Annotated in this window: 20 protein-coding genes; 9 read left to right on the top strand and 11 right to left on the bottom strand. The window is 67.7% G+C overall.

All coding sequences use genetic code 11. From position 1 onward, the window contains the following. Positions 1 to 107 precede the first annotated feature (107 nt). Positions 108 to 1,280: a TerC/Alx family metal homeostasis membrane protein gene (locus ACTWPT_RS11745; protein WP_443177320.1), complete on the top strand. Its 1,173-nt coding sequence runs from the start codon at positions 108 to 110 to the stop codon at positions 1,278 to 1,280. 24 nt (positions 1,281 to 1,304) lie between these two features. Here ACTWPT_RS11745 and ACTWPT_RS11740 read toward each other — a convergent pair whose 3' ends face one another. Together ACTWPT_RS11740 and ACTWPT_RS11735 are read right to left on the bottom strand one after the other, a co-directional pair. Next, positions 1,305 to 4,280, bottom strand: a complete 2,976-nt coding sequence (locus ACTWPT_RS11740; protein ID WP_443177319.1) for an AAA family ATPase — start codon at positions 4,278 to 4,280, stop codon at positions 1,305 to 1,307. 10 nt (positions 4,281 to 4,290) lie between these two features. Further along, the gene (locus ACTWPT_RS11735) at positions 4,291 to 4,968 is read right to left on the bottom strand and encodes a hypothetical protein (RefSeq protein WP_443177318.1); all 678 of its coding nucleotides are present in this window, start codon (positions 4,966 to 4,968) and stop codon (positions 4,291 to 4,293) included. A 257-nt stretch (positions 4,969 to 5,225) separates the two neighbouring features. Here ACTWPT_RS11735 and ACTWPT_RS11730 point away from each other — a divergent pair, with 257 nt between their 5' ends. Further along, positions 5,226 to 5,561, top strand: coding sequence for a carboxymuconolactone decarboxylase family protein (locus ACTWPT_RS11730; protein WP_443177317.1), 336 nt, complete (start codon positions 5,226 to 5,228; stop codon positions 5,559 to 5,561). Here the strand turns inward: ACTWPT_RS11730 and ACTWPT_RS11725 are convergent. Beyond that, positions 5,521 to 6,738 (bottom strand): PQQ-dependent sugar dehydrogenase, encoded by a 1,218-nt coding sequence (locus ACTWPT_RS11725; RefSeq protein ID WP_443177316.1) that lies wholly within the window; start codon positions 6,736 to 6,738, stop codon positions 5,521 to 5,523. The two genes, ACTWPT_RS11730 and ACTWPT_RS11725, sit on opposite strands and share 41 nt — an antisense overlap. A gap of 35 nt (positions 6,739 to 6,773) precedes the next feature. On the opposite strand from ACTWPT_RS11725, the gene ACTWPT_RS11720 reads away from it, so the two are divergent. Next, positions 6,774 to 7,523 (top strand): SDR family NAD(P)-dependent oxidoreductase, encoded by a 750-nt coding sequence (locus ACTWPT_RS11720; RefSeq protein WP_443177315.1) that lies wholly within the window; start codon positions 6,774 to 6,776, stop codon positions 7,521 to 7,523. A gap of 133 nt (positions 7,524 to 7,656) precedes the next feature. Here the strand turns inward: ACTWPT_RS11720 and ACTWPT_RS11715 are convergent, their stop codons facing one another. Beyond that, on the bottom strand, positions 7,657 to 8,868 hold the full coding sequence (locus ACTWPT_RS11715; protein WP_443177314.1) for an ABC transporter ATP-binding protein: 1,212 nt from the start codon (positions 8,866 to 8,868) through the stop codon (positions 7,657 to 7,659). Positions 8,869 to 9,047: 179 nt separating this feature from the next. Between ACTWPT_RS11715 and ACTWPT_RS11710 the strand changes: the two genes are divergently transcribed. Further along, positions 9,048 to 10,106, top strand: a complete 1,059-nt coding sequence (locus ACTWPT_RS11710) for a LacI family DNA-binding transcriptional regulator (RefSeq protein WP_443177313.1) — start codon at positions 9,048 to 9,050, stop codon at positions 10,104 to 10,106. A gap of 5 nt (positions 10,107 to 10,111) precedes the next feature. Here ACTWPT_RS11710 and ACTWPT_RS11705 read toward each other — a convergent pair whose 3' ends face one another. From ACTWPT_RS11705 to rplK, 4 genes are all read right to left on the bottom strand, one after another. Continuing rightward, positions 10,112 to 10,753, bottom strand: a complete 642-nt coding sequence (locus ACTWPT_RS11705) for an RloB family protein (protein ID WP_443177312.1) — start codon at positions 10,751 to 10,753, stop codon at positions 10,112 to 10,114. 41 nt (positions 10,754 to 10,794) lie between these two features. Then, positions 10,795 to 12,042 (bottom strand): AAA family ATPase, encoded by a 1,248-nt coding sequence (locus ACTWPT_RS11700; RefSeq protein ID WP_443177311.1) that lies wholly within the window; start codon positions 12,040 to 12,042, stop codon positions 10,795 to 10,797. Positions 12,043 to 12,140: 98 nt separating this feature from the next. Next, positions 12,141 to 13,295, bottom strand: a complete 1,155-nt coding sequence (locus ACTWPT_RS11695; RefSeq protein ID WP_443177310.1) for a hypothetical protein — start codon at positions 13,293 to 13,295, stop codon at positions 12,141 to 12,143. 23 nt (positions 13,296 to 13,318) lie between these two features. Then, positions 13,319 to 13,744, bottom strand: a complete 426-nt coding sequence (gene rplK / locus ACTWPT_RS11690; RefSeq protein WP_443177309.1) for a 50S ribosomal protein L11 — start codon at positions 13,742 to 13,744, stop codon at positions 13,319 to 13,321. 38 nt (positions 13,745 to 13,782) lie between these two features. Here rplK and ACTWPT_RS11685 point away from each other — a divergent pair, with 38 nt between their 5' ends. Next, positions 13,783 to 14,667 carry a MerR family transcriptional regulator gene (locus ACTWPT_RS11685; protein ID WP_443177308.1) on the top strand — a complete coding sequence of 295 codons (885 nt, stop codon included), beginning with the start codon at positions 13,783 to 13,785 and terminating at the stop codon, positions 14,665 to 14,667. Between the two features lie 16 nt (positions 14,668 to 14,683). Here the strand turns inward: ACTWPT_RS11685 and ACTWPT_RS11680 are convergent, their stop codons facing one another. After that, entirely contained in the window at positions 14,684 to 15,169 is a 486-nt protein-coding gene (locus ACTWPT_RS11680; protein WP_443177307.1) for a glutathione peroxidase, read from the bottom strand. Between the two features lie 187 nt (positions 15,170 to 15,356). On the opposite strand from ACTWPT_RS11680, the gene ACTWPT_RS11675 reads away from it, so the two are divergent. Further along, the gene (locus ACTWPT_RS11675; RefSeq protein WP_443177306.1) at positions 15,357 to 15,761 is read left to right on the top strand and encodes a transglycosylase SLT domain-containing protein; all 405 of its coding nucleotides are present in this window, start codon (positions 15,357 to 15,359) and stop codon (positions 15,759 to 15,761) included. A 334-nt stretch (positions 15,762 to 16,095) separates the two neighbouring features. Continuing rightward, a complete protein-coding gene (locus ACTWPT_RS11670) occupies positions 16,096 to 16,554 on the top strand; it encodes a transglycosylase SLT domain-containing protein (protein WP_443177305.1) in 459 nt (152 codons plus the stop codon). Positions 16,555 to 16,557: 3 nt separating this feature from the next. Here ACTWPT_RS11670 and ACTWPT_RS11665 read toward each other — a convergent pair whose 3' ends face one another. Beyond that, a complete protein-coding gene (locus ACTWPT_RS11665; protein WP_443177304.1) occupies positions 16,558 to 17,196 on the bottom strand; it encodes a TetR/AcrR family transcriptional regulator in 639 nt (212 codons plus the stop codon). Between the two features lie 84 nt (positions 17,197 to 17,280). On the opposite strand from ACTWPT_RS11665, the gene ACTWPT_RS11660 reads away from it, so the two are divergent. Together ACTWPT_RS11660 and ACTWPT_RS11655 are read left to right on the top strand one after the other, a co-directional pair. Next, the gene (locus ACTWPT_RS11660) at positions 17,281 to 18,396 is read left to right on the top strand and encodes a ferritin-like domain-containing protein (RefSeq protein WP_443177303.1); all 1,116 of its coding nucleotides are present in this window, start codon (positions 17,281 to 17,283) and stop codon (positions 18,394 to 18,396) included. Between the two features lie 42 nt (positions 18,397 to 18,438). After that, on the top strand, positions 18,439 to 21,468 hold the full coding sequence (locus ACTWPT_RS11655) for an NACHT domain-containing protein (RefSeq protein ID WP_443177302.1): 3,030 nt from the start codon (positions 18,439 to 18,441) through the stop codon (positions 21,466 to 21,468). Here the strand turns inward: ACTWPT_RS11655 and ACTWPT_RS11650 are convergent. After that, on the bottom strand, positions 21,453 to 21,932 hold the full coding sequence (locus ACTWPT_RS11650) for a nucleoside deaminase (RefSeq protein WP_443177301.1): 480 nt from the start codon (positions 21,930 to 21,932) through the stop codon (positions 21,453 to 21,455). The genes ACTWPT_RS11655 and ACTWPT_RS11650 overlap by 16 nt on opposite strands. Between the last annotated feature and the right edge of the window lie 151 nt (positions 21,933 to 22,083).

The following is a 22,083-nucleotide window of genomic DNA, read 5'->3' as shown; positions in this document are numbered from 1 at the left end:
CGCGGGTCATGCGTACCGGGTCGGCCCCGCCATGCGACCATCTACTCAGGGGGATGACTCATGCACGCTCTGTATGACAAGGACAGCCGGCCCGGGACGGGCGTGTGATGGGAGTCTCGCAGCTGGTGTGGTGGCTGACGATCGCGGGGATCATCGGGCTGCTGCTGTTCGACTTCGTCTTCCATGTACGCCGGGCGCACGTCCCCTCGCTGCGCGAGGCCGCGATCTGGTCGGCGCTGTACATCGGCATCGCCCTGGTGTTCGGCGTCGGCGTGTGGATCTTCGGCGGCCCCGGTCCAGGGACGGAGTATTTCGCCGGCTACATCACGGAGAAGGCGCTCTCGGTCGACAACCTCTTCGTGTTCCTCGTCATCATGTCGAGCTTCAAGGTGCCGCGCGCCAACCAGCAGAAGGCGCTGCTGTTCGGCATCGTGTTCTCACTGCTGGCCAGGACCGGGTTCATCCTGCTCGGCGCGGCGCTGATCAACTCCTTCGCCTGGGCGTTCTACCTGTTCGGCCTGATCCTGCTGGTCACGGCGGGGCACCTGCTCAAACCGGAGAGCGAGGAGAGCCACGACACGGACAACGTCATGGTGCGCCTGGCCCGCCGCCTCCTCCCGGCCACCGAGGCCTACGACGGCGACCGCCTGTTCACCGTCCAGGACGGCAAGCGGGTCGTGACGCCGATGTCGCTCGTCATGATCGCCATCGGCGGGACGGACATCATGTTCGCCCTCGACTCCATCCCGGCCATCTTCGGCCTCACCCAGAACATCTACATCGTCTTCACCGCCACCGCGTTCTCCCTGCTGGGGCTGCGGCAGCTGTACTTCCTCCTCGACGACCTGCTCGACCGGCTGATCTACCTCGCCTTCGGCCTCGCAGCCATCCTGGGCTTCATCGGGGTCAAGCTCGTCCTGCACGCGCTGCACGAGAACAACGTGCCGTTCATCAACGACGGCGAGCCGGTGCCGGTCACCGAGATCAGCACCGGCCTGTCCTTGTCCGTGATCGTCGGCGTTCTCTTCGTCACCGTGATCGCCTCGCTGACCAGCGCCAAGGGCCGCGCGCAGAACGCCGTCTCGGCGGCGCGGCGGCACGCCCAGGCGTACCTGGAGGTCGAGCACGACCCGGAGCTGCGCGAGGAGCTGTTCGGGAAGTTGTGCGCCGAGGAGGAGGCACTGAAGAAGCTGCCCGAGAAATACCGCAGGCGCATCCGCGAAGAGGAGAAGCTGATGACCCTGCTGCGCAGGGTCCACGAGGAGCACGGCCGGCGCTGACCACACGCCGGTCGTGCGCCACGCTCAGGTACGGCCGTCGCGCCCGTTGCCGTCGTAGCCGAGCAGCCGCATGGCGGTGTCCGGGTCCATGGCCGCCGCCAGGAGCTGGGCCCGGGCGTGCGCCTCGTCGCGCTCGCGTTCGGCCTTGGCCTGCGCCGCGCGTACCCCCTTGATCGCCACCAGCGCGAGGCCGGCGCCCACGATCACCGCGACGATCACGACGAACAGCAGGAACAGCAGGCCCGGCGAGGCCACCATGGACGAGCCCGCCGCGTTGGCGCCGTTGCCGCCCGTCACCGCCAGCGCGGCGATGATGGACAGCACCACGAGCCCGAGCAGGCTGGCGATGACCAGCCAGACCCGGCCCGGGCTGCGCCGCTTCGGTGGCGGCGGCGCGGCCGGCTCGACCACGACGGGCATCGGCGGCGGCACGGGCGCCCGCGGCGGCTCGGGCGCCCACGGCACGAATTCCGGCCGATCGGCCTGATCGGCGGCCGAGGCCGGGGTGACCGCCGCGGGCGGCGGCGCGATCACCGGTGGCTGGATGGTGGTGACCGGCGGCGAGGACGGAGGGCCGAGCTGGACGGCGTTGACGCCGGGAACGCTGTAGGAGGCGAGCACCGGCTCGGCCTCCTGCTCCACGACGCCCGGCAGGTCACGCTCGACGCGGCTGTGCTCCTTGTGTGCCCTGGCCGCGTCCCGGTGGTACTCCTCCAGCTCCTGGTAGAGCTCGTCGGAGGCGTAGATCGTGCCGTCGATGAGCGGCCCCGGCTCCCGCCGGATGATCGCCACCACGTCGTCGCCGTTGAGCGTCTTGTGCGTCTCCAGCGCATGCGCCACGCAGAGCACGTCCCTGCGGTGCTCCAGTAGCAGTTCCCCGGTCTTCTCCAGCAGCCGCACCAGGTTGAACTCGATCCGCTCCCCCAGCACGTCGGGGGTGAGGTCCGGCTCCTTTTTGCTGGGCTCCCTTTCGGTGATGCCGATCGAGCCGCCGCCGGGGAGTGGCTTGCGCACGGCCTTGCCGCCCATGATCTCCAGCTCCTGGAGCGCGGGCAGCGAGGTGACGCCGGAGCCCATGCCCCAGTACGACTCCATCATCGCGGTGAGGTACGTCGCGGAGAACAGGTCGCCGGACACGCCCGAGGAGTTGTCCTCGCCGAAGAACATTCGCTCCCCGGCCAGCGACGCCAGCGAGACCATGATGTCGGCCTCGTGCTCCGACTTCCACCGGGTGAACTGGTCCTCTGGCTTGATCGAGGCGACCATGCCCAGATAGTCGGCGCCCTTCTCGATGGTGGCGATGTCGATCTCGAGGTGGAAGCGGGTCACGTACGCCACGACGGCGTGGCAGGCCTCGTGCACGGCCACGGCATGCCGCTCGCGCTCGATGTACTCGACGTCCTCGGGCGGGCCGAGCTGCTTGAGCCGCTTGGCGCGCAGCACGTCCGACCAGGTGATGATCTCGCGCCCGTCCCTGATGGCGGTGATCAGCGACTCGTTGACGAGGTCCTTGATCGTGGCGCCGGTCGCGTAGGGGGTGATCGTGGCCAGCTTGTCGACCTGCTCCGCGGTGAGCGCGTGGTCGACCTTGTCGAAGTAGCCCTGGTAGGTGCGCACCCGCCCGGCCTTGGACGGGTAGCCGACCTTGTAGATGCGGTCGATGCGGCCCGGCCGCAGCAGCGCCTCGTCCAGCGCGTCCGGCCGGTTGGTGGCCATCATGACGAGGATGCGGTATTTGGGCGGCGGCTTGGGCCGCATCCCGAGCAACCGCCTGACCAGACGGTTGAAGAACCCGCGCGGCTTCTTGAGCCCGGACAGCTCGGTGAGCAGCGCCTGCAGGGTGCCGGGGTCGCCGCTGCTGTTCATGCCGCCGCCCATGAAGAAGCGGTTGCGCGTCTGCTCCGGCTCCTCGCGCCGGGCGCGGAAGGCCAGCACCTGGCGGGTCTCCTCGGACAGGTAGCTGAACCCGTGGCAGCCGTGGACATCGGACATCCCGGAGAAGCCACCGCCCGGCACGTTCGGGCCCTGCTGGGCCAGCCTCCCCCGCTTGCCCAGGGAGTCGGCCTCGTCGAAGAAGACGATCACGCCGCCGTACCGGAGCGCCAGCTTGCGCAGCTTCCTGAACAGCCCCTTCACCTTCAGGATGCCGATGCCCATGAACATGTTCGTGAACGCGCCCGGATCCACGAACACGTACGGCTTGCCGGTCTCACCGGCCACGGCCTCGGCCATGAGGGTCTTGCCGGTGCCCGGCGGACCCCACAGCAGCAGGCCGCTGGGGACGTACCCGCCGCGCTTCTCGATCTCGTCGGGCTTCTCCAGGAAGACGATGTTCTCCCTGACCCGCTCGACCACGTGGTCCTGCCCCCACACGTCGCGGAAGCGGGTCTTGATGTCGTCGGGGAAATACGTCTCGACGCCGCCCCTGGACAGGAACCAGAACAGGCCGACGAACTGGATGATGATGAAGAAGAACAGGAAGATGATCTGGAGGAAGAACGGCAGCGCCTGCCAGATCAGCGCGGGCACCTGGAACAACGCCTGGAACGGGCTGACGTCCAGCACCGCCCCCAGCACCAGGGCGATCAGCACGACGAAGAAAGCGATCTTGAGTGCCCGCGAGAGCCGGTACCTCGTCCAGTCGTCGAAACGCCGGTGCGTCCAGTGTTCGAAGCCGCCGAAGACCTTCTGTTTCCAGAAGCGGTGGTAGGCCGACCAATGCTCACTGATGAGGAAGTGCAGCTGGCGGACGACCTCCACGCCGAGCAACCAGAAGATCCACTGGTACTCCTGCGCGATGGCCCGTGCGGCCTCGGGGAAGGTGACGATGCCCTCGTAGTCGGCCATCACCTTCCAGGTGAGGATGAGGTAGGCCGCCAGCAGAGCGATGAGGAATTTGCTCCGATCCCAGAACTGCATCTTCTTCCTGGTCACGGATTCGGGGTCGGAGGGCCCGCTGCCAGGGGCACGCAGCCCTTCATGGTGAATGGTCGTGGTCAATGGTGCTCCCTCATCCAGGCAGCCGGAGCAGCTTGAAAGAACTGGCGATCTTGTCGAACTCGCCGGCGCGCTTCCTGAAGCAGAGCGACTGGCAGCCGATGAGCATGACGGAGACCGTGGCACCCTTCTCGTCGAGAATGGCGGTGTGGTCGAACGTCTGGACGTCGTTGCCGATCTGGTAGTTGAAGCGGACCCGGACGCCCCGGGCGCCGGCGTCCAAGGCCAGGACCTCGTCGCTGAGGAGCTCGAAGTGGTGGAAGGTCGGCGGCTGGCCGGTCGCCACCGACTGTTGCGTGTAGGCCTCGCGCATCTGCTCGGTGACCGGCAGGACGAAGTCGCGCAGCCTGTTGAGCGAGATCGTGTCCCGCTGTTCCTCGGTCAGCTGGTGCACGGTGGCGTAGACGAAAGGATCCGCCGAGCCCAGGAGATGGTTGACCGACGGTTCCGTGGACTGGTCGAAGGCCGTCGACCAGACCTGCTGCGCCCGCAGCTGCGCCGCCTGCGAGTTGGGGTGGTCGCCGGACAGATACATCTCGATGTCGCTCGCGTTGAGCTGTGTGAACGAGGCCGGCACCTTGAAGTACGTAGTGCCCGTCCGGTCCCGGACGTAGGTGAATTCCGGCTGTCCGCACGCCGACAGCATGAAGATCGCGACTAGGAGCGCGATCGAAGCCCGTGTCTTTTTCACCAGGGCTTACCTCCGCATTTACGGACCAACGGAGTTGTTGTGCCCGCTTTCAGGCGGAATGAGCCCCTTGCAGGGTGAGAAATCTTGACCAAATCTTGGCCAAGGGTTGGCTTTACTTGTTACAGATCAAAAAGCCGCACGTCCGGGGGTCGTCTCTCCGCGCGTCGCTCGCCCGTACAACGTTCATGCAACCCCCATTGGTTCAACTCAGGAAGTAGCTAAAGATATGAGGATCCGTATCGACATCGGAGCATGCGATGACAGAACCCGCTATGGAGACCGTGGACTCCTTCGGCATGTCGGCCGAGCGCCAGTTCGCCGACCTCTGGTCGAGGACGGTCCTGTCGGTCAGGGAGCGCCGCCTGCTCCTGCTCGGGCTGCTCGTGGGCCAGGGCCTCGACCAGTTGACGGAAATCCAGCTCGACCTCGCCCTGCGGGCCGGCGAGCTCAGTGAGACCGAATTGCGAGAAGTGGTGGTCTTTCTCGCGCACTACGCGGGCTGGGCCCGCGGGGCGATGCTGAACGACCAGGTGGAAAGCTTGATCGAGCGCGTCAGGCAGGCTCGATCCGATACAGCGGGCCCGCCAGGCTGAGCGCGTAGAGCTCGCCGTCGTGCCCTTGGCCGAACGATGACAGCTGCTCCACCTCTCCGATCTCGGCCGCCTTCTCCAGCTCGTCGACGGGGGCGGCTTTGATCCATCCGGCGCAGAAGTCGCCGTACAGGAACTGGCCCTGCAGCCACTGGATCTTCTCACCCCGGTAGACGTGCCCGGCGATCACCGAGCAGTTGCCGCCCTGGTTGAGCGGGTAGACGATCACCGGGTCGACCAGCTCGCGCCCCTTCTCGCCGCGGAAGGACTTGTCGCCTTCGCGCAGGCTCCAGCCGTAGTTCTCGCCACCTTCGGAGCCCGCCGGCTGGTAGTCGACCTCCTCCCACGCGTTCTGCCCGACGTCGCCGATCCACAGGTCGCCGGTTTCGCGGTCGAAGGTGAACCTCCACGGGTTGCGCAACCCGTACGCCCAGATCTCGGTCTTCGCGCCCTCCTTGCCGACGAACGGGTTGTCCTCGGGCACCTTGTAGGGCCGTCCGCCCCGTGAATCAACCCGCGGGTCGATGCGCAGGATCTTGCCGAGCAGCGTGCCGAGGTCCTGGCCGTTGCCCTCGGGGTCGCCCGCGCCGCCGCCGTCGCCGAGCGCGATGTAGAGGTAGCCGTCGGGGCCGAAGGCGAGCTGGCCGCCGTTGTGGTTGGGGAAGGGCTGGTCCTGGGTGAGCACGTCGCGCCGGCCCGTCGCCTTCGAGCCGTCGTAGGCCCACTCGGTGACGTGAGTGCGGCCCTGGGCGTCGGTCCAGTCGAGGTAGACCCACCGGCCGGACGGGTGGAACGCCACGCCCAGCAGGCCCTGCTCGTTGCCGCCGCTCACCTCGCCCGACAGGTCGATCACCGTCTTGCCGCCGGAGGTCCGCAGCCGGCCTGTCTGCTCGGCGACGTACATACGGTCATCGCCCTCGCGTACGGCGAACGCCACCGGCTGCTCGAACTCGCCGATCTTCCTGAACCGCAGCTCGCCCCGCTCGGCCGGGGTGGTCCGGGAGGTCTCCGGGGCGGCGGTCGTCGCCTCGGAGCCGGTCGTCGCTTCGGCACCGGTCGTCGCTTCGGCACCGGTCGTCGCTTCGGCACGGGGCGTGAGCGGCCCGGCGGGCGGCGGAGCCTCGGGGGAGCAGGCGGTGACAATCACCACGAAAAGGAGCACAGCCACGACGAGGCGCACGTCGTCCATCCTGCCACGGGCGCTAGGGTTCAGGCATGCCCACCGCATTGATCACCGGCGCCACCGCCGGCCTCGGCGCCGCCTTCGCCCGGCGCCTGGCCGCCGAGGCTTACTCGCTCGTCCTGGTGTCGCGGGACGAGAGCCGGCTGGCCGAGGCCGCCGGCCAGCTCAAGCTCAGGTACGGCGTGAGCGTCGAGGTGCTGCCCGCCGACCTCGCCACCGACGACGGGATCGCCGCGGTCGAATCCCGCCTGCGCGACGGCGTCGACCTGCTGATCAACAACGCCGGATTCGGCCACCCTGGCCGCTTCCCCGACGTGCCGGTCGCGGACGAGGTCCGCATGCTCAAGGTGCACTGCGAGGCCGTGCTCCGGCTCACGCTGGCCGCGCTGCCCGGGATGCAAGAGCGCGACCGGGGCGCGGTGATCAACGTGGCGTCCGTGGCGGCGTTCTTCACGCGCGGCACCTACAGCGCGTCCAAGGCGTGGGTGGTGAACTTCAGCGAGTCCGCCGCGGCCGAGGTCGGGAACCCGCGCATCAAGATCATGGCGCTGTGCCCCGGCTTCGTGCGGACCGAGTTCCACCAGCGAGCCTTCATGGACACCTCCGGCATTCCCGGCTTCCTGTGGTTGAAGGCCGACAACGTGGTACGGGACGCGCTGCAGGATCTGGCGCTCGGCAAGCGGGTGTCGGTGCCGGACGTCCGTTACAAGGCCATCGTGGCGATCGGCAGGCTGGTGCCGCGCGGCCTGCAGAGCCTCGTGTCGGGCAAGATCGGACGCTGACGGTCCGCGCCCGCGGGCAACCGGCCGGACAAGGCGTCCCCTGAAATGGAAGGGCCCCCGCCGCGGGAGGGGGTCGCGGTGGGGGCCCAGCGGTCGTGAGCGGGGCTCACGACCGAGAACTGCGGCTTGGCCGTCAGCGGTTGGCCTCGTGGCCGATCGCGAGGCCGGAGGCCGGGTCGAAGAAGTGCAGGTTGTGCGTGTCGACGACCAGGTCGATGTTCTGGCCGGGACGGACGTGGCTGCGGGCGTTGACGCGCGCGGTCCACAGGGACTTGTCACCCACGAGCGGCAGCGCCGACTCGTCCTCGTCGCCCGTGTCAGCGGCGGCGACGGTGTCCTTGTGCTCGACCGGCGGGGCGTCGATCAGGAACAGCACGTTGATCTCGGAGCCCAGCTCCTCGGTGACCTCCGCCTTGACCGGCAGCGTGGCCCAGCCGTTGGCGTGGGTGCCGGCGGAGGTGGCGTCCTCGAAGTCCGACGGGCGGATACCGAGGATGATCTTCTTGCCGATGAACTGGTCGAGGCCCGGCTTGTCGGAGAAGGTCGAGTCGGGGATCGGCAACTTGATGTCGGCGAAGGTGACGGCGGCGCCGCCGTCGCGGACGAGCTCGGCGGTGACGAAGTTCATCGAGGGCGAGCCCATGAACCCGGCCACGAACAGGTTGACCGGCTTGTCGAACAGGTTCTGCGGGGTGTCGACCTGCTGGAGCAGGCCGTCGCGCAGCACGCAGACGCGGTCGCCGAGGGTCATGGCCTCGACCTGGTCGTGGGTGACGTACACGGTGGTGACGCCGAGGCGCTCGTGCAGCGTGTTGAGCGAGGCGCGCATGGAGACACGGAGCTTGGCGTCCAGGTTGGACAGCGGCTCGTCCATGAGGAAGGCCTGCGGCTCACGCACGATGGCGCGGCCCATGGCGACACGCTGGCGCTGACCACCGGACAGGGCGGCCGGCTTGCGCTTGAGGTACTGCTCCAGGCCGAGCATCTTGGCGGCGTCGTTGACCCGCTTCTGGATCTCCGCCTTGGGCATCTTACGAAGCTTGAGGCCGAAGGCGAGGTTCTCCTCGACCGTCATGTGCGGGTAGAGCGCATAGTTCTGGAAGACCATCGCGATGTCGCGGTCCTTGGGCGGAAGGTGGTTGACGACCTTCTCGCCGATGGAGATCTCGCCGCCGCTGATGTCCTCCAGGCCCGCGATCATCCGGAGCGCGGTCGACTTACCGCAACCGGAGGGGCCGACCAGGACCATGAACTCGCCGTCCTTGATCTCAAGGTTGAGCCCGTTCACGGCCTTTACGCCACCGGCGTAGACCTTGTCGACGTTCGTCAGAACGATGGATGCCATGACATTCCTTCGCGCTCCAGGGCGGTAGCCCGGACGTTATTACCGTGTGCCCACTCACGTGGATACGTTTTCAAGCATCTCACCCGAAACGGACATCGGTGTCAAGGGCTACCGTGTGACCAGCCCTTGTCGCGGTGCACGTCTTCCCCTCCGGTGAAAACCATGATGGAATCGTTTCCATGGACAGGCGCGCGACGATCAAGGATGTGGCCGAGGCGGCCGGCGTGGGCGTCGCGACCGTGTCCAGGGTGCTGTCGGGCGGCTCAGCCAGTCCGCAGACCAGGGACCGTGTCCTGGCCGTCGCCGCGCAGCTCGACTACCGCCCCAGTGCGCTTGGCCGCAATCTGCGCCAGCGCCGTACCGGCGGCATGGGGCTGCTCATCCCCGACCTGACCGACACCTTCTACGGCCAGCTGGCGGAAGGCGTGCTCGCCTGCGCCCGCTCGGCCGGCGAGCCGGTCATGCTCGGCTCGACCGGTGGCGATCCCGAGCAGGAGTCCGAGCTGATCGGCATGCTGCTGGAGCAGAGCGTGGACCGCCTGATCGCCGTGCCGTCGGGCGACGCGGAAACCTGGGCCCCGGCGATCCGCGCGGGCATGACCGTGATCTTCGCCGACCGCCTTCCCTCCCATGCCACCGAGGAGGACACCAGGGCGGCGGCCCTGGCGGATCTTCTGGCCATGGACGGCCTCTCCCCCGCTGCGCAGCCCCGCCCGCTGGACGTGCCCGCCGTGGTGGCCGACGACCGGGCCGGCATTCGCACGGCCGTCCGCTACCTGCGGGGCCTGGGCCACAAGCGCATCGCCTTCCTGGGCGGCCCCGGCCACGACCGCCGGGCGGCGGCCTTCAGGGACGCGGTGGGGGCGCCGGTGGACGAGGAGCTGGTGGTGTTCGGCACCGGCAGCCGCGACTCCGCCTACGCGGCCGCCTCCGGCCTGTTCCAGAGCCGCCCCGACCTGTCGGCCGTGGTGGCTGGGGGGAACGTGCTCGGGGAGGCGGCGGTGCTGGCGGCCAGAGAGCTGGACCTGCGGGTGCCGCGGGACGTGTCGCTGGTGATGTACGACGACGTGCCCTGGGCCGAACTGTGCTCACCGCCCCTGACGGTGATCGCCCAGCCGGGACGGGACATGGGGTATCGGGCGGCGGAGCTGGTGCTGCGCGCCGGAAGCAGAAAACCGCGCAGCGTGGTCCTGCCCACCGAGCTGATCATCAGGGGGAGCTGCGGGCCGCGCCGCTGACGGGGTCAGCGGGGCACGATGCCGAGTTCCGCCAAGAGCCGCCACACATCCGTCGAAGGAACACGATCGAGCACCTTGCACTGTGGCCCATGCCCATGTTTTGCATCGCAGACCATGCTCGCACAGTTGTTGATCAGCGACCTCGCCCGGCCGGCGGCCCCGGTCTCGTTGCCGTTCAGCGCCGCCAGATGGACGGCGTCGAGACGCTTGTCGAAGGTCTGAAAGGCCCGGTGTGCCGCTCTCAACCGCTCCTGTACGCTCTTCGAGTTCTGCGCGCCCGAGAGCGCCGCCGTGAAATGGAGCAGCAACCAGAGCTCGAAGCACGGGTGTGAGAGGGCCACGTTCACTCCCGCAGCCTCGGCTCGCGTATAGGACTCCTCGACCCGGCTGTGATCGTCCCTGTCGAAGAGCGCCCACACCTGCTCCCGCCGTGGATCGTCTATCTCACGGAGCTTGTCCAGCGCCCAGTCCACCACCTCGTGCGGCTTCAGGCCTCTCCGCTTCCACAGAACATGGATTTCGAACGCGGGCGGGTCGCCGCCGAACCGATCCTCCAGGTAGCCCAAATAGTCGCGTTCGGTGCTCTCTCCTTCGACCACGGCATAAACGACCTTGCGCTTGCGGCCTTCACTCACCGCACGCGGCACGCGGGCGCCTCCGCTAGGTGGGCCTTTCTTTCGTACGCGACTCACGCGTCGCCCCCCGGGGCATGCCTTTCAACCTCCAAAGCCATGCCTCCGAGCCCGATGCGGGGCACGCCTCCGTACCGTCCGCGCAAGTATCCACGTTCAAGGCTCTCGTCCGCGCGAACGCCCACCGACGTCAGCGGATAGAGCTCCGACTCGCCGATCTTCCGCTTTTCGGTGATCCACACCTGCTCGCGGTCCAGCGGGCGCTCGACGTGCGCCTTGCTGAGCAAGGTCACGTCGTGTCCGGTGAAGACGAGCTGCGCTCCGCGCGCATTCGCGACCGGATCCTCAAAGAGCCGGACGACCTCCGCCACCAGCAACGGATGGAGGCTGGAGTCGAGCTCGTCGACGAGCAACATCGCTCCATCGTCGAGCGCTTCGATGAGCGGCCCCAGGAAGGCGAACCAGGCAAGTGTGCCGAAGGACTCCTGTTGACGCATGTCAAACGGAACGGGCCCATCCTTGCCGAGGTGAATGAGGGAGACCTCCGGTGTCTCCTCACCTCTGTCCTGGACTTCCAATCCGATGATCCCGAGATCGGCGACGGTCAGCAGCCCTTCGACGCGCTCGCGGAATCCCGGGCGCAGCAGCGCCCATCTCATGCGGGTGTCACGCTGCAGCAGGTCATCCCCCAGCCTGACGAGCCAGAGATTGTGCTTGAACCAGTCATGCAACGGCGCCAGTTGCTTCATCTGAAGCGATCCCGCCGCCGTAAGGAACAGCGCGTTCGGTCTGGTGTAGTCGATCAAAGGCCGCTTCGCGCCCTTCAGCCAGTCGCTGGGAAAGCGGTATTCCGGCTGACCGTGCTCCGGCCGTTCGGCGTCTCGCTCGAACCAGACCTGCCGGCGACGGCTTCCGCCCGGATAGATGTGAAGCCATTCGGTCTCCACCCGCACGTCCGACACCTCGAAGCCGTAGACGTACCTGTCCCGCCCGAGGACGACGTCCACCTCGAACAGGGAGGTTTCGTTCGCGGCTTCACGCTCCAGAGCGAAAGGCCGTCTGGGCACGCCTTCGACACGCGCCCAGTCGGCCACCGAGTCCAGCACCGCGTGGCGCATCCAACGCATCGCCTCAAGAACATTGGTCTTGCCAGAGGCGTTGGCCCCGAAGACCGCGGCCACTGGAGAGATGCTCAAACCCGCGGCCGTGCGCGCCGCACGATCGCTCCCGTCCGGAGCAAGGAGCGACAGCTCCAGCTCTCCGCGAAACGACAGCACATTAGCGGCCCGAAATCCCACCAGCATGCCGAGTCCCCTACCTACACAGGATCTGGGACCCTACTTTACGCCCACTTCGGAGAAAAACCCACTCGAACGGCCCTGAAATCCGGGCTACCTGCTGATCACTTCATGCGGGCGCCGGTGTAGCGGCGAGGCAGGATCATGACGGGGTTGTCGTCGAGGATCACCTCCGGTGGCCCGAACGCGGCGGCGACCTCGCGGATCTCCGGCTCATCGAGCATCAGCAGCCGCCCGCGCTCGACGAACAACTCATCGTCCACCAGCACGGTGGGCCGGTCGACCTGGCAGTCGCAATGCGCGAACCCGGGTCCCGTCGTGACCGGCACCCCGTCCGTCAGCCCATCGAGGCCGCAGTAGAAGGCCCCTGCATGCTTCTCCCGCTCGAACTGCGTCCCTCCGGACACTCGGACCTTCGGGTTGAGCCCGAACAGGCCGTGCCGCATGTAGTAGCCGCCAGGTGCGTACCGTCGCAGTTGCGCGGCGGCCGCCCCGCCCTCGATCTTGCGGACCAGGTTGCCCTCCAGGGTGACCCGGACGAGTTCCTCCGGCACTCCGGTGACCGTGCAGTCTTCGATGACGAGGACGCCCTCGGTGTCGGTCGGCCAGAAGTTGGCGCCCCCGTACGGGAAGGGCCGCCAGTCGCCGGGCCGCAACGCGCCACCCGGATTGGACTCGAACGTCAGCCCGGAGAACGTCACGTCGGTTCCCCGCTCGGAGGTCACCCGAATCGACCGGGCTCCCGACAACTGCCGCAGCGCGCGGCCCAGCAGCGCATAGAAGACCTCCGTGGGCAGCCGTCCTCCGGTGAGCAGTGCTCCGGCCGTGGCTGTCATGTGCAGGGACAGGAACCGGGCGGAGCGGGACTTGATCTGGTCGAAGAAGAGCGGCGCCGTGTGCACTTCACCCCACCACGTGCCGCTGATCACGACGTCGGCCTCCTGGAACGCGGCCGTCTCAATCTGCAGCGGCGCCTCCCTGTCCCACCCACCAGGGCTGAACGGCGCCACCGACAGGATCCGCACGTCGGCGTCCCGGTACGCGGCCGCCGCGGCGATCGCCTGGACGACGACCGGGTCGACGGTGTGCTCCATGAGCAGCAGCACCCGCTCCCGGGCCCGCAACCCGACGTACTCCAGCAGGTTGCGAACCCCGGGCATCAGCTCGACGATCGAATACGGCGCCGCGGCCGGCTCGGCGACGTAGCTGAATGGCGATCCTGCGTACGGGTTGATCGTCATGCCGGAGCTGATACCCAACGTCACACATTGTATGCAATTGATTACTCTTTGATGGTCAGGCCCATGGACCGGGCAGTACCGGCGACGATCTTGACCGCCTGGTCCAGATCCGTGGTGTTGAGGTCGGCCAGCTTGGCCGCCGCCACCTCTTTGAGTTGTGCCATGGTCACGACACCGCCACTCTGGTGCCCCGGCCGCGGGCTCCCGCCGTTCAGGCCGGCCACCCTGCGAATGAGCGACGCCGTCGTCGGCTGCTTGACGCGGACCTCGAAGGACCGGTCCTCGAAGACGGTCACCACGGCGGGGACGACATGTCCCCGCAAATTCGCGCTGAGCGCGTTGTACTGCTTGCAGAACTCCATGAGGTTGATGCCGAGCGGGCCGAGGTCCTTGCCGACGTTCGCCGGGTTCGCCTCCCCGGCGGCCAGATGCAGCGTGACGGTCCTGGCGACCTTGTTCTTTGCCATGCGCGGTACGCTAAAGTCTCCCGTTACTGGAGACTCAAGTGCATTATTCGATCGGCCAGCTGGCCGCCCTCACCGGGCTGCCGGTCAAGACGATCCGCTTCTACTCGGACGAAGGCGTCCTGCCCGCCCCCGACCGCACCCCCTCCGGCTACCGCCGCTACACCGAGGAGCACCGGGCCCACCTGGAACTCGTACGCACCCTGCGCGAGATCGGCCTCGACCTGGCGACCATCCGCTCCCTGGGACACCGCCGCCTCAAGGACGTCCTGGCCCTGCACCTGAAGGTGGTCGAGACCCAGATCGGCGCGCTTCAGCGGACCAGGGCCGTCCTACGCGCCACCCTGGACAAGGACGACCCGGCCGAAGAGGACCTGCGAAGGCTGCACGCGCTCGGTCGGGTGGGCAAGGCCGAGATGGCCAGGCTGCTCGACGCGTTCATCGACGAGGTCGGCGGCAACGTCGCGGCACGCCGCGAGTGGCTGGCCGGCATGCGCGAGGCCATGCTGCCCGACCTCCCCGAAGAGCCCACCACCGCGCAACTCGACGCCTGGCTCGAACTCGCCAGCCTCCTGGCCGACCCCGGCTTCCAGGAGAACCTGCGCACGATGAGCGAGGACTTCTGGGCGCGGCCGCGCGAGGACCTCGACGCCTGGCGGCGCGCCACGGCCACGCTGCTCAACGAGGTCGCCGCCGCCCTCGCCGCGGGCATCGCCCCCGACTCCACCGAGGCCGACCCCATGCTCGAACGCGTCCTGGAACTGACCGGGCAGAGCGGTGAGGAGATGCTGCGCGGGTTCGACGAGCATGATCCGCGGTCGGAGCGGTTGTGGGAGCTGGTGGCGATCGTCCGCGGCATGGAGCGGCCATGGCCCCAGGCGGCCGCCTACGCGTGGATCGAGCAGGCCCTGCGCGCCCGGCTCTGACGGCGTGAGACCTCGGTCAGAGGAGCTTTTCGATGGCCGCGGTGATCGACGGGTCTTCTGGCGTGGTGCGGGGGCGGAAGCGGGCAACCAGATTGCCCTCCCCGTCCACCAGGAACTTCTCGAAGTTCCACTGGATGTCCCCGGCCTCGCCGCCAGTGTCCGGCAGCTGCGTCAGCTCGGCGTAGAGCGGGTGCCGGTCGGGGCCGTTGACGTCGGTCTTCTCCAGGAGCGGGAAGTCGACGCCGTACGTCGCCGAGCAGAACTCCTGGATCTCCTCCGGCGAGCCGGGCTCCTGCCCGGCGAACTGGTTGCACGGGACGCCGATCACCGTGAAACCGCGCGGGCCGTACCGTTCCTGCAGCTTGACCAGGCCCTCGTACTGCGGGGTGAGGCCGCAGCGGGAGGCGACGTTCACGATGAGGACGGCCTTGCCGGCCGACAGCTCGCCCAGGGTGGTCGGGGCGTCCGTGAGGGTGCGGAGAGGGATCTCGCTAAGGGTCATGAGGAGACCTTACAGAACGAGTTGCGTCGAAAATGAGACGCAGACCACATTTATCCGACAAAACCCCAGAAACAGCTATATATCGGAATCTTTACTGACGATCTTCATTCTCATGGTCAATTCACTGTAAAGCGATCCTATCGGGCACGGTGGCGCGGTCCATGTCCCCCTTCGAAAGGGAACCCGCATGCCCATGCTCCGCCGTACCGGCGTCCTGGTCCTGACCGCCACGCTCGTGGCGGCAGGCGGCGCCTCGGCCGCACAGGCGCAGAGCTCCCAGACGAGCGCGAGCAGCAGGAACAAGTCGATCGCCAAGCCCATGGTGGCGGCGCGCGGCTGGAACAAGGCCCAGTTCAGGTGCCTGGAGAGGCTCTGGGCCCGCGAGAGCGGCTGGAATCACCGCGCCGGCAACCGCTCGTCGGGCGCCTACGGCATCCCTCAGGCGCTCCCCGCCCACAAGATGGCCTCATCCGGCCGCGACTGGCGCACGAACCCCCGCACCCAGATCAAGTGGGGCCTGTCCTACATCAAGAAGAGGTATGGCACGCCGTGTCGCGCGTGGGCGCACTTCCAATCCCACCGTTGGTACTGAGCCAAACCTCAGACTTGCCTGATTCTTACGGCAAACGCAGGCCATATGCCCGGCGGGCCGGGCAATCCCGGCCCAGCGGGCGGGCCTTATATCCGCAACGATCACACAAACACCTGTCCTTCGCGTGTCGAGATGTATGACCCACGGTGACAGCGCGTAATAGGAATCGTGCTAAAGGACACGTCGCGGAGCCCTCCGGGCCGCCCAGCACGATCGGGCGGAGCAGGATCCCGGAGGGCCGGGCGGACCCTCCACGTCCGAGCCACGGACGCGGACGAGCAGGGCGCGAAGGCTTCTGCGCCTGTCCGCACGCGACCCGACAGCAAGGATCGTTTTGGACAGCAAACGTGTACTCAGCGGCACTCTCATCTCCATCACCGCGTTCACCGCGTTCGGCGCAACCACGACCGCTTGGGCGGAGTCGGCACCGTCGATCAGGACCGGGACCTGGACCACATCAGCGAAACCGGACATCCCGGCCATCCGGCCGGACAACAGGAACAAGAAGATCGCCCTGGACCACGTCGTCCAGCGATCATGGAACCTTCAGGAGTTCCGCTGTCTGGACAACCTGTGGACCAGGGAGAGCAACTGGAACCACCGCGCGCTCAACCGCTCATCGGGCGCATACGGCATCCCACAGGCCCTGCCCGCGGGCAAGATGAGCGGCGCGGGCCGCGACTGGAGGTCCAACCCGGAGACGCAGATCCGGTGGGGCCTGGCCTACATCAAGGGAAGGTACGGCAGGCCGTGCGGTGCCTGGGGCCACTTCAGGTCGCACAATTGGTACTGAGCCTCATCGGCTGCGCGCCGAGTGCGCCACGATGGCCTGGATCAGCAACTCGAGCCCGAATTCGAACTCGGCCTCGTGGTCGCACTCGTCCAGCAGCGGCGCCAGCGCGCTGACCTCAGGAAACAGAGCGGCATCGACGCTGTCGGCCTTGATCGTGCTGGTGTGGACGGGCGCGAACGTCGGGGTCACCCCGACCTCGCGCAGCAGCGAGCCCACGATGTACGCGATGAACATCCGCAAGATCCTGACCGCGTCCGCCCCTCCGAACCCGGCGCTGCGCAGCGTGGCCAGCGCCCGCTCGACGGGGAGCAGGCCGGCCGCGGAATGGAGCTGGCGGCTGACCACCACCATGGTCGACCGCGGGTAATGGTGGGCGATCTGCCGGAACGCCCGCGCCTGCATCCGCACCCGTTCGGTCCAGTGCGCGTCGGGGTCGTCGGTGAACTCGATCTTGCTCAGCACCGACTCGGCCACACCTTCGAGCAGAGCGTTCTTGCTGGGCACGTGGTTGTAGAGGGACATCACGCCGACGCCCAGGTCGGCCGCGATGCGCCGCATGGAGATCGCGTCGGCGCCCTCGCGCTCGATGAGGCCGATGGCCGCGGCGACGATCCGGCCGCGCGAGAGAGGCTCCGTGGGCATAGCTCATTCTATTGACGGACGTACGCCGTACGTGCAAGCTCGAACCATGGACGTACGGTGTACGTAACCCCCTGCGGAGGTCCGATGTCGACGCACGATCTCTACACCATCCCCGCCGAGCTCTCCACGTGGGACGTTCAGATGGCCGGCAGCAGCCGGTTCAGCTGGGAGTACGACGACGGCCGAGATCGCATGCTGGCCCTGTACCAGAAGGGCAAGGACAAGCAGTGGGACTCGACCAAGCGCATCGATTGGGACCTGGAGGTCGATCCGTACAACGTGCTCGGGATCCCCGACCAGACGATCGCCATTTACGGCACCCCGTTATGGGAGCGGATGAGCGAGCAGACCCGCCAGGAGGTCCGCCGGCACGGCGCGGCCTGGCAGTTCTCCCAGTTCCTGCACGGTGAGCAGGGCGCGATGATCTGCTCTGCCAAGATCGTGGAGTCGGTCCCCGACCTGGACTCCAAGTTCTACGCGGCCACGCAGACCATGGACGAGGCCCGCCACGCCGAAACCTATGCCCGGTTCCTGCAGGAGAAGGTGGGCCTGGCGTACCCGATCAACGAGCATCTCAAGGTGCTGCTGGACAGCACGCTGACCGACTCGCGCTGGGACATGCCGTACCTGGGCATGCAGGTCCTCATCGAAGGGCTGGCGCTGGCGGCGTTCGGGGTGATGCGGGACATCACGGCCAAGCCGCTGCCCAAGCAGATCCTCGCGTACGTGATGCAGGACGAGGCCAGGCACGTCGCCTTCGGCCGGATGGCGCTGCGCGACTACTACAGCAGCCTGTCGGAGACGGAGCTGCGCGAGCGCGAGGACTTCGTCATCGAGGGCTGCTACTTAATGCGCGACCGGCTGCGCGGCAAGGAGACCTGGGAGAACCTCGGCCTGTCGAAATCCGAGGTCGACGAGGCCATGGAGGCCACCGAGCACTCGGAGTACCTGAGGTTGTTCCGGTCGCTGCTGTTCAGCAGGATCGTGCCGTGCGTCAAGGACATCGGGCTGTGGAGCCCGCGGCTGCAGCAGGCGTACGCGGAGATGGGCGTGCTGGAGATGGCCGGCCAGTCGCTCGAGGCGCTGATGAACCAGGACGAGGAGATCGCCGACAAGCTCGACGCCGAGCGCTTCGCGCAGGAGGAGACCGAGCGGCACAGCGAGGTCGCCGACACGATCGCCCTCGGCAAGGAATCCTGATCAGCCCGTCGGCCGCTCGCCGATTTCGGCAGACTACTTCGTGTGCGGCCATTACTCAGCTACCGCGATGCCGTCGCCCTGCTCGGCGGCGGCAGCGCGCTCACCGATGTCCTGGACAAGGCGTCGTCCTTGGCGCTGTTCGGACTGGGCGGCATCGACCTGTTCGACGCGCGCGCGGAGGCGGTGCGGCTGGGTGACGGGCTGATCCGCCGCCTGCGCGACCAGGTCAAGGGCCTGAGCCGGTACGACACTACGCAGCGGCTGGCGGCTGCACACGCGGTCATCGTCATCAGCGCGTACCTCGAGGTGCTGGGCGAGGTGGGCGTGCTGCGCGAGCTGACCCGCGAGGACCAGGCACGGCTGACCGGGCTGGGCGACGGCCCTCTCACATCGAGCCTGCTCAGCCTGCCCCTGCCCATGCCGACGCCGCAACACCCGCACGAAGCCGTGATCGAGGCCCTGACAGACCGCTATGTGTGGATCACCGAATCACTCGTCGATCTCCTCGGCGGGCTGGCGTGCTGGGACGACTGGGACGAGACCGAACGGACCCGCCTGATCCGTGACGTGCCGGAGCGGGCGCTGCGCCGTTACGAGGAGCTGTTCCGCCGGCTCGTCGCCGACTTCCCGGAGGTCGCGTGCTGGTCCGATCTCGTCGGACACCAGGCCACGAGGGCGGAGGTCAGGCGACTCGCCCAGGGCCTGACGGGAGTCCAGGAGCAGCTGTCCGTGATCGTCTCCAATCGCGGGCCGTCCGACCGGCTGAGCGCGCTCATCCAGGCGAACCGGGCCGCGCTCGCCGCCCCGATCGTCGCGGCGGCCGACGTGTCGCGCGGGATGGACATCCCATCACTGGCGCAGGGGTACGTCGACCCCGCCTTCCGCGTGCTCCCGGCGGAGGACGGCCTCCAGGTGACCTCGGAGCAGGGGTGGGCAACGCTCGCCCGCCGTAACGACCTTGCCGCCTTCTTGTCAGGGCACCTCACGTTGCCGCAGGCCACCGAGGCGCCGCTGCTCGTGCTCGGCCAGCCGGGCGCGGGCAAATCGGTGCTGACGCGCGTGCTCGCCGCCCGCCTGCCCGCCGCCGAGTTCCTCCCGATCAGAGTGGAGCTGCGCGGCGTGCGGGCGGACGCCGACGTGCTGGAGCAGATCGAGCACGGCATCAAGGACGCGCTGGACGAGAAGATGTCCTGGCCGGAGCTCGTGCACGCGGCGCAGGGGGCGCTCCCGGTGGTCGTGCTCGACGGCTTCGACGAGCTGCTCCAGGCGACCGGGGTGAACCAGACCGACTACCTCGAGAAGGTCGCCCAGTTCCAGCGCCGGCAGGCCGAGCGAGGCCGGGCGCTGGCGGTCATCCTCACCTCGCGGACGGCAGTGGCGGATCGGGCGCGGATTCCCGACAAGTCGATCGTGCTCCGGCTGGAGCCGTTCGACCAGGACCGGGTGCGGCAGTGGGTCACCATCTGGAACCACGGCAATCAGCGCTTCTTCCAGGAACGTGGCCTCGAACCGCTGTCCGTGGAGAGTGTGCTGACCGTGCCCCACCTGGCTGAACAGCCTCTGCTCCTCCTCATGCTGGCCCTGTACGACGCGGACGCGAACGCCATCCGCCTCGTGCGGGAGGAGATCCACGAGGCGGACCTGTACGAGCGGCTGCTGCACGGCTTCGCCACCCGCGAAGTGCGGAAGAGCGGCGATGGGCGCTCCGACGCCGACCTGGCGCGGGCGGTGGAAGACGAGTTACTGCGGCTGTCGGTCACAGCGTGCGCCATGTTCAACCGCGGCCTGCAATGGGTCCGTGAGCACGACCTGGAATCCGACCTTCGGGCGCTCCTCCCGCAGACCGACCAACCGGCACATGGCCTGCGCCGCGCATTGACGCGCGCGGAAGGCGTGATCGGGCGTTTCTACTTCGTGCACACGACGCAGGCACTGCGGGAGGAGGAGCGGCTCAAGACCTACGAATTCCTGCACGCCACGTTCGGCGAATATCTGGTGGCCCGCCTCGTGGTGCGGGAGCTGGCCGACATGGCGGACGAGCTGGCCTTCGCCGCCTCTCGTCATCGTCCCGCGAAACCGGACGACGCGTTTCTCCACGCGTGTCTCTCCTTCGCGTCGTTGGCCGTCCGCGGCTCCGTCGTCACGTTCCTCGAGTACGGCATCAGGAAGCACACGCCGCCGGACCGGCGCCCCCTGCTCACGCGGCACCTGTGCGAATTGTTCTCCGGGTCGCTGATGTCCAGGCCAGGGTCGAAGTATGACGGCTATCAGCCGGTGGCGGCGGAGGCGCCGACCCGCTACGCCGCCTACAGCGCCAACCTGCTGCTGTTGGCGGTGCTCTCGTCGGACGAGCCGATCCCGAGCACCGATCTGTTCGCCACCGATCAGCCGGAGAAGGCGAACGAGCTGTGGCGCAGGATTTCCCGGCTGTGGCACTCCCAGCTCACCAGGGCCGAGTGGAGTGCGCTCATCAACACGGTACGGGTCCGCCACTTTCTCCGTGACGGAAGCCGGAGGATGGAAGCATGGCTCGACGGCGGGGAGCCCTTCGTTCTGAAGGACCTGGTCTTCTTCACGTGGCCCGAAGAGCGGGTGACGGACCATCCCTACGATGATCTGCGAATTACGGGCGATGGACCGATGGCGACCTTGATGCGCGAGATCGCCTTTCGCGACGACACCACGCTCGGGCACCTCTTCGTCGATCTGCTTCCCTACATGATGGAGGTCGAGGAAACACTCGAGGCCCATCCAACGGCCCCGGTCGCCGACCTACTGACGATCATGCTGAGTGCCGATCGCCAGATGCCCGCCTACAGAAACGCCTTGCGTCGTTGGGTGCCCGCCGGGTTGTACTCGGCACACGTATTGAGGCGGCTCGAAGCCGACTGCCACAGGCTGCCGGCGGACGACGTGCTCGAGCTTCTCGATATCGCCGCCAAGCGATGGCCCGATCCCAACGCTCTCGAGCGTATCCTCCGCAGCCTGGACGGCAGTCCCGAGGTCACTCCCATGGCTTACGAGGAAATGGCGGAGCGCATCGCGTCGATGAAGGCTCAACCGCCACCGTAGAAGCGGCGGTGCAACTCGTGCACCTCGTCCGCCAGCTCCGGCACCGGCCCCTCCACCACGACACCAGGCGCGACGTCGTTGACCGGCAGCGTGCGGACCGGCGGCGCGGGCACGCCCAGCTCGGACAGCCAGGCGCCGAGCTGCTCCGACGACGCCACGTACACGATCCGTCCCAGCCCCACCCAGGCGTGGGCGGCCGCGCACATCGGGCAGTGCTCACCAGAGGTGTAGACGGTGGCCGCGGCCCGCTCCTCCGGGGTCAGGTGCGCCGCCGACCAGCGGGCCAGCGCGAACTCCGGATGCTGGGTGCGGTCCCCGGACGCCACCCGGTTGTGGTCCTCGGCCAGGACCGCGCCGTCGCCGGAGACGAGCACGGAGCCGAACGGCTCGTCTCCCACTTCCAGCGCCCGCGTGGCCAGCTCGACACAGCGGCGCAGGTGCGGCATGTCTGATTCGTAGATCATGAGTTCATCATCCTAGGCCTCATCACCATGAGCGTAACGGCCCGCCCGAAAGAGCATGATTTCTCACGTTTTCCCACGTCAGGCACGGGAAACGCACCTCCGCGCCACCAAAAATGGGTTGATCTCACGTACTAATCTAGAAGCGATGCCT

The organism is Nonomuraea sp. 3N208 (genome assembly GCF_052245935.1).
Taxonomy (GTDB): Bacteria; Actinomycetota; Actinomycetes; order Streptosporangiales; family Streptosporangiaceae; genus Nonomuraea.
Note: the sequence above shows the minus strand (reverse complement) of the source record. Positions and strands in the feature narration are given on the sequence as shown.

What these genes read in the sequence shown, in the direction of transcription:
- ACTWPT_RS11745 (WP_443177320.1), top strand. Translation starts at nt 108, where the DNA reads ATGGGAGTCTCGCAGCTGGTGTGGTGGCTGACGATCGCGGGGATCATC.
- ACTWPT_RS11730 (WP_443177317.1), top strand. Translation starts at nt 5,226, where the DNA reads ATGACAGAACCCGCTATGGAGACCGTGGACTCCTTCGGCATGTCGGCC.
- ACTWPT_RS11720 (WP_443177315.1), top strand. Translation starts at nt 6,774, where the DNA reads ATGCCCACCGCATTGATCACCGGCGCCACCGCCGGCCTCGGCGCCGCC.
- ACTWPT_RS11715 (WP_443177314.1), bottom strand. Translation starts at nt 8,868, where the DNA reads ATGGCATCCATCGTTCTGACGAACGTCGACAAGGTCTACGCCGGTGGC.
- ACTWPT_RS11710 (WP_443177313.1), top strand. Translation starts at nt 9,048, where the DNA reads ATGGACAGGCGCGCGACGATCAAGGATGTGGCCGAGGCGGCCGGCGTG.
- ACTWPT_RS11700 (WP_443177311.1), bottom strand. Translation starts at nt 12,042, where the DNA reads ATGCTGGTGGGATTTCGGGCCGCTAATGTGCTGTCGTTTCGCGGAGAG.
- rplK (WP_443177309.1), bottom strand. Translation starts at nt 13,744, where the DNA reads ATGGCAAAGAACAAGGTCGCCAGGACCGTCACGCTGCATCTGGCCGCC.
- ACTWPT_RS11680 (WP_443177307.1), bottom strand. Translation starts at nt 15,169, where the DNA reads ATGACCCTTAGCGAGATCCCTCTCCGCACCCTCACGGACGCCCCGACC.
- ACTWPT_RS11675 (WP_443177306.1), top strand. Translation starts at nt 15,357, where the DNA reads ATGCCCATGCTCCGCCGTACCGGCGTCCTGGTCCTGACCGCCACGCTC.
- ACTWPT_RS11665 (WP_443177304.1), bottom strand. Translation starts at nt 17,196, where the DNA reads ATGCCCACGGAGCCTCTCTCGCGCGGCCGGATCGTCGCCGCGGCCATC.
- ACTWPT_RS11660 (WP_443177303.1), top strand. Translation starts at nt 17,281, where the DNA reads ATGTCGACGCACGATCTCTACACCATCCCCGCCGAGCTCTCCACGTGG.
- ACTWPT_RS11650 (WP_443177301.1), bottom strand. Translation starts at nt 21,932, where the DNA reads ATGATCTACGAATCAGACATGCCGCACCTGCGCCGCTGTGTCGAGCTG.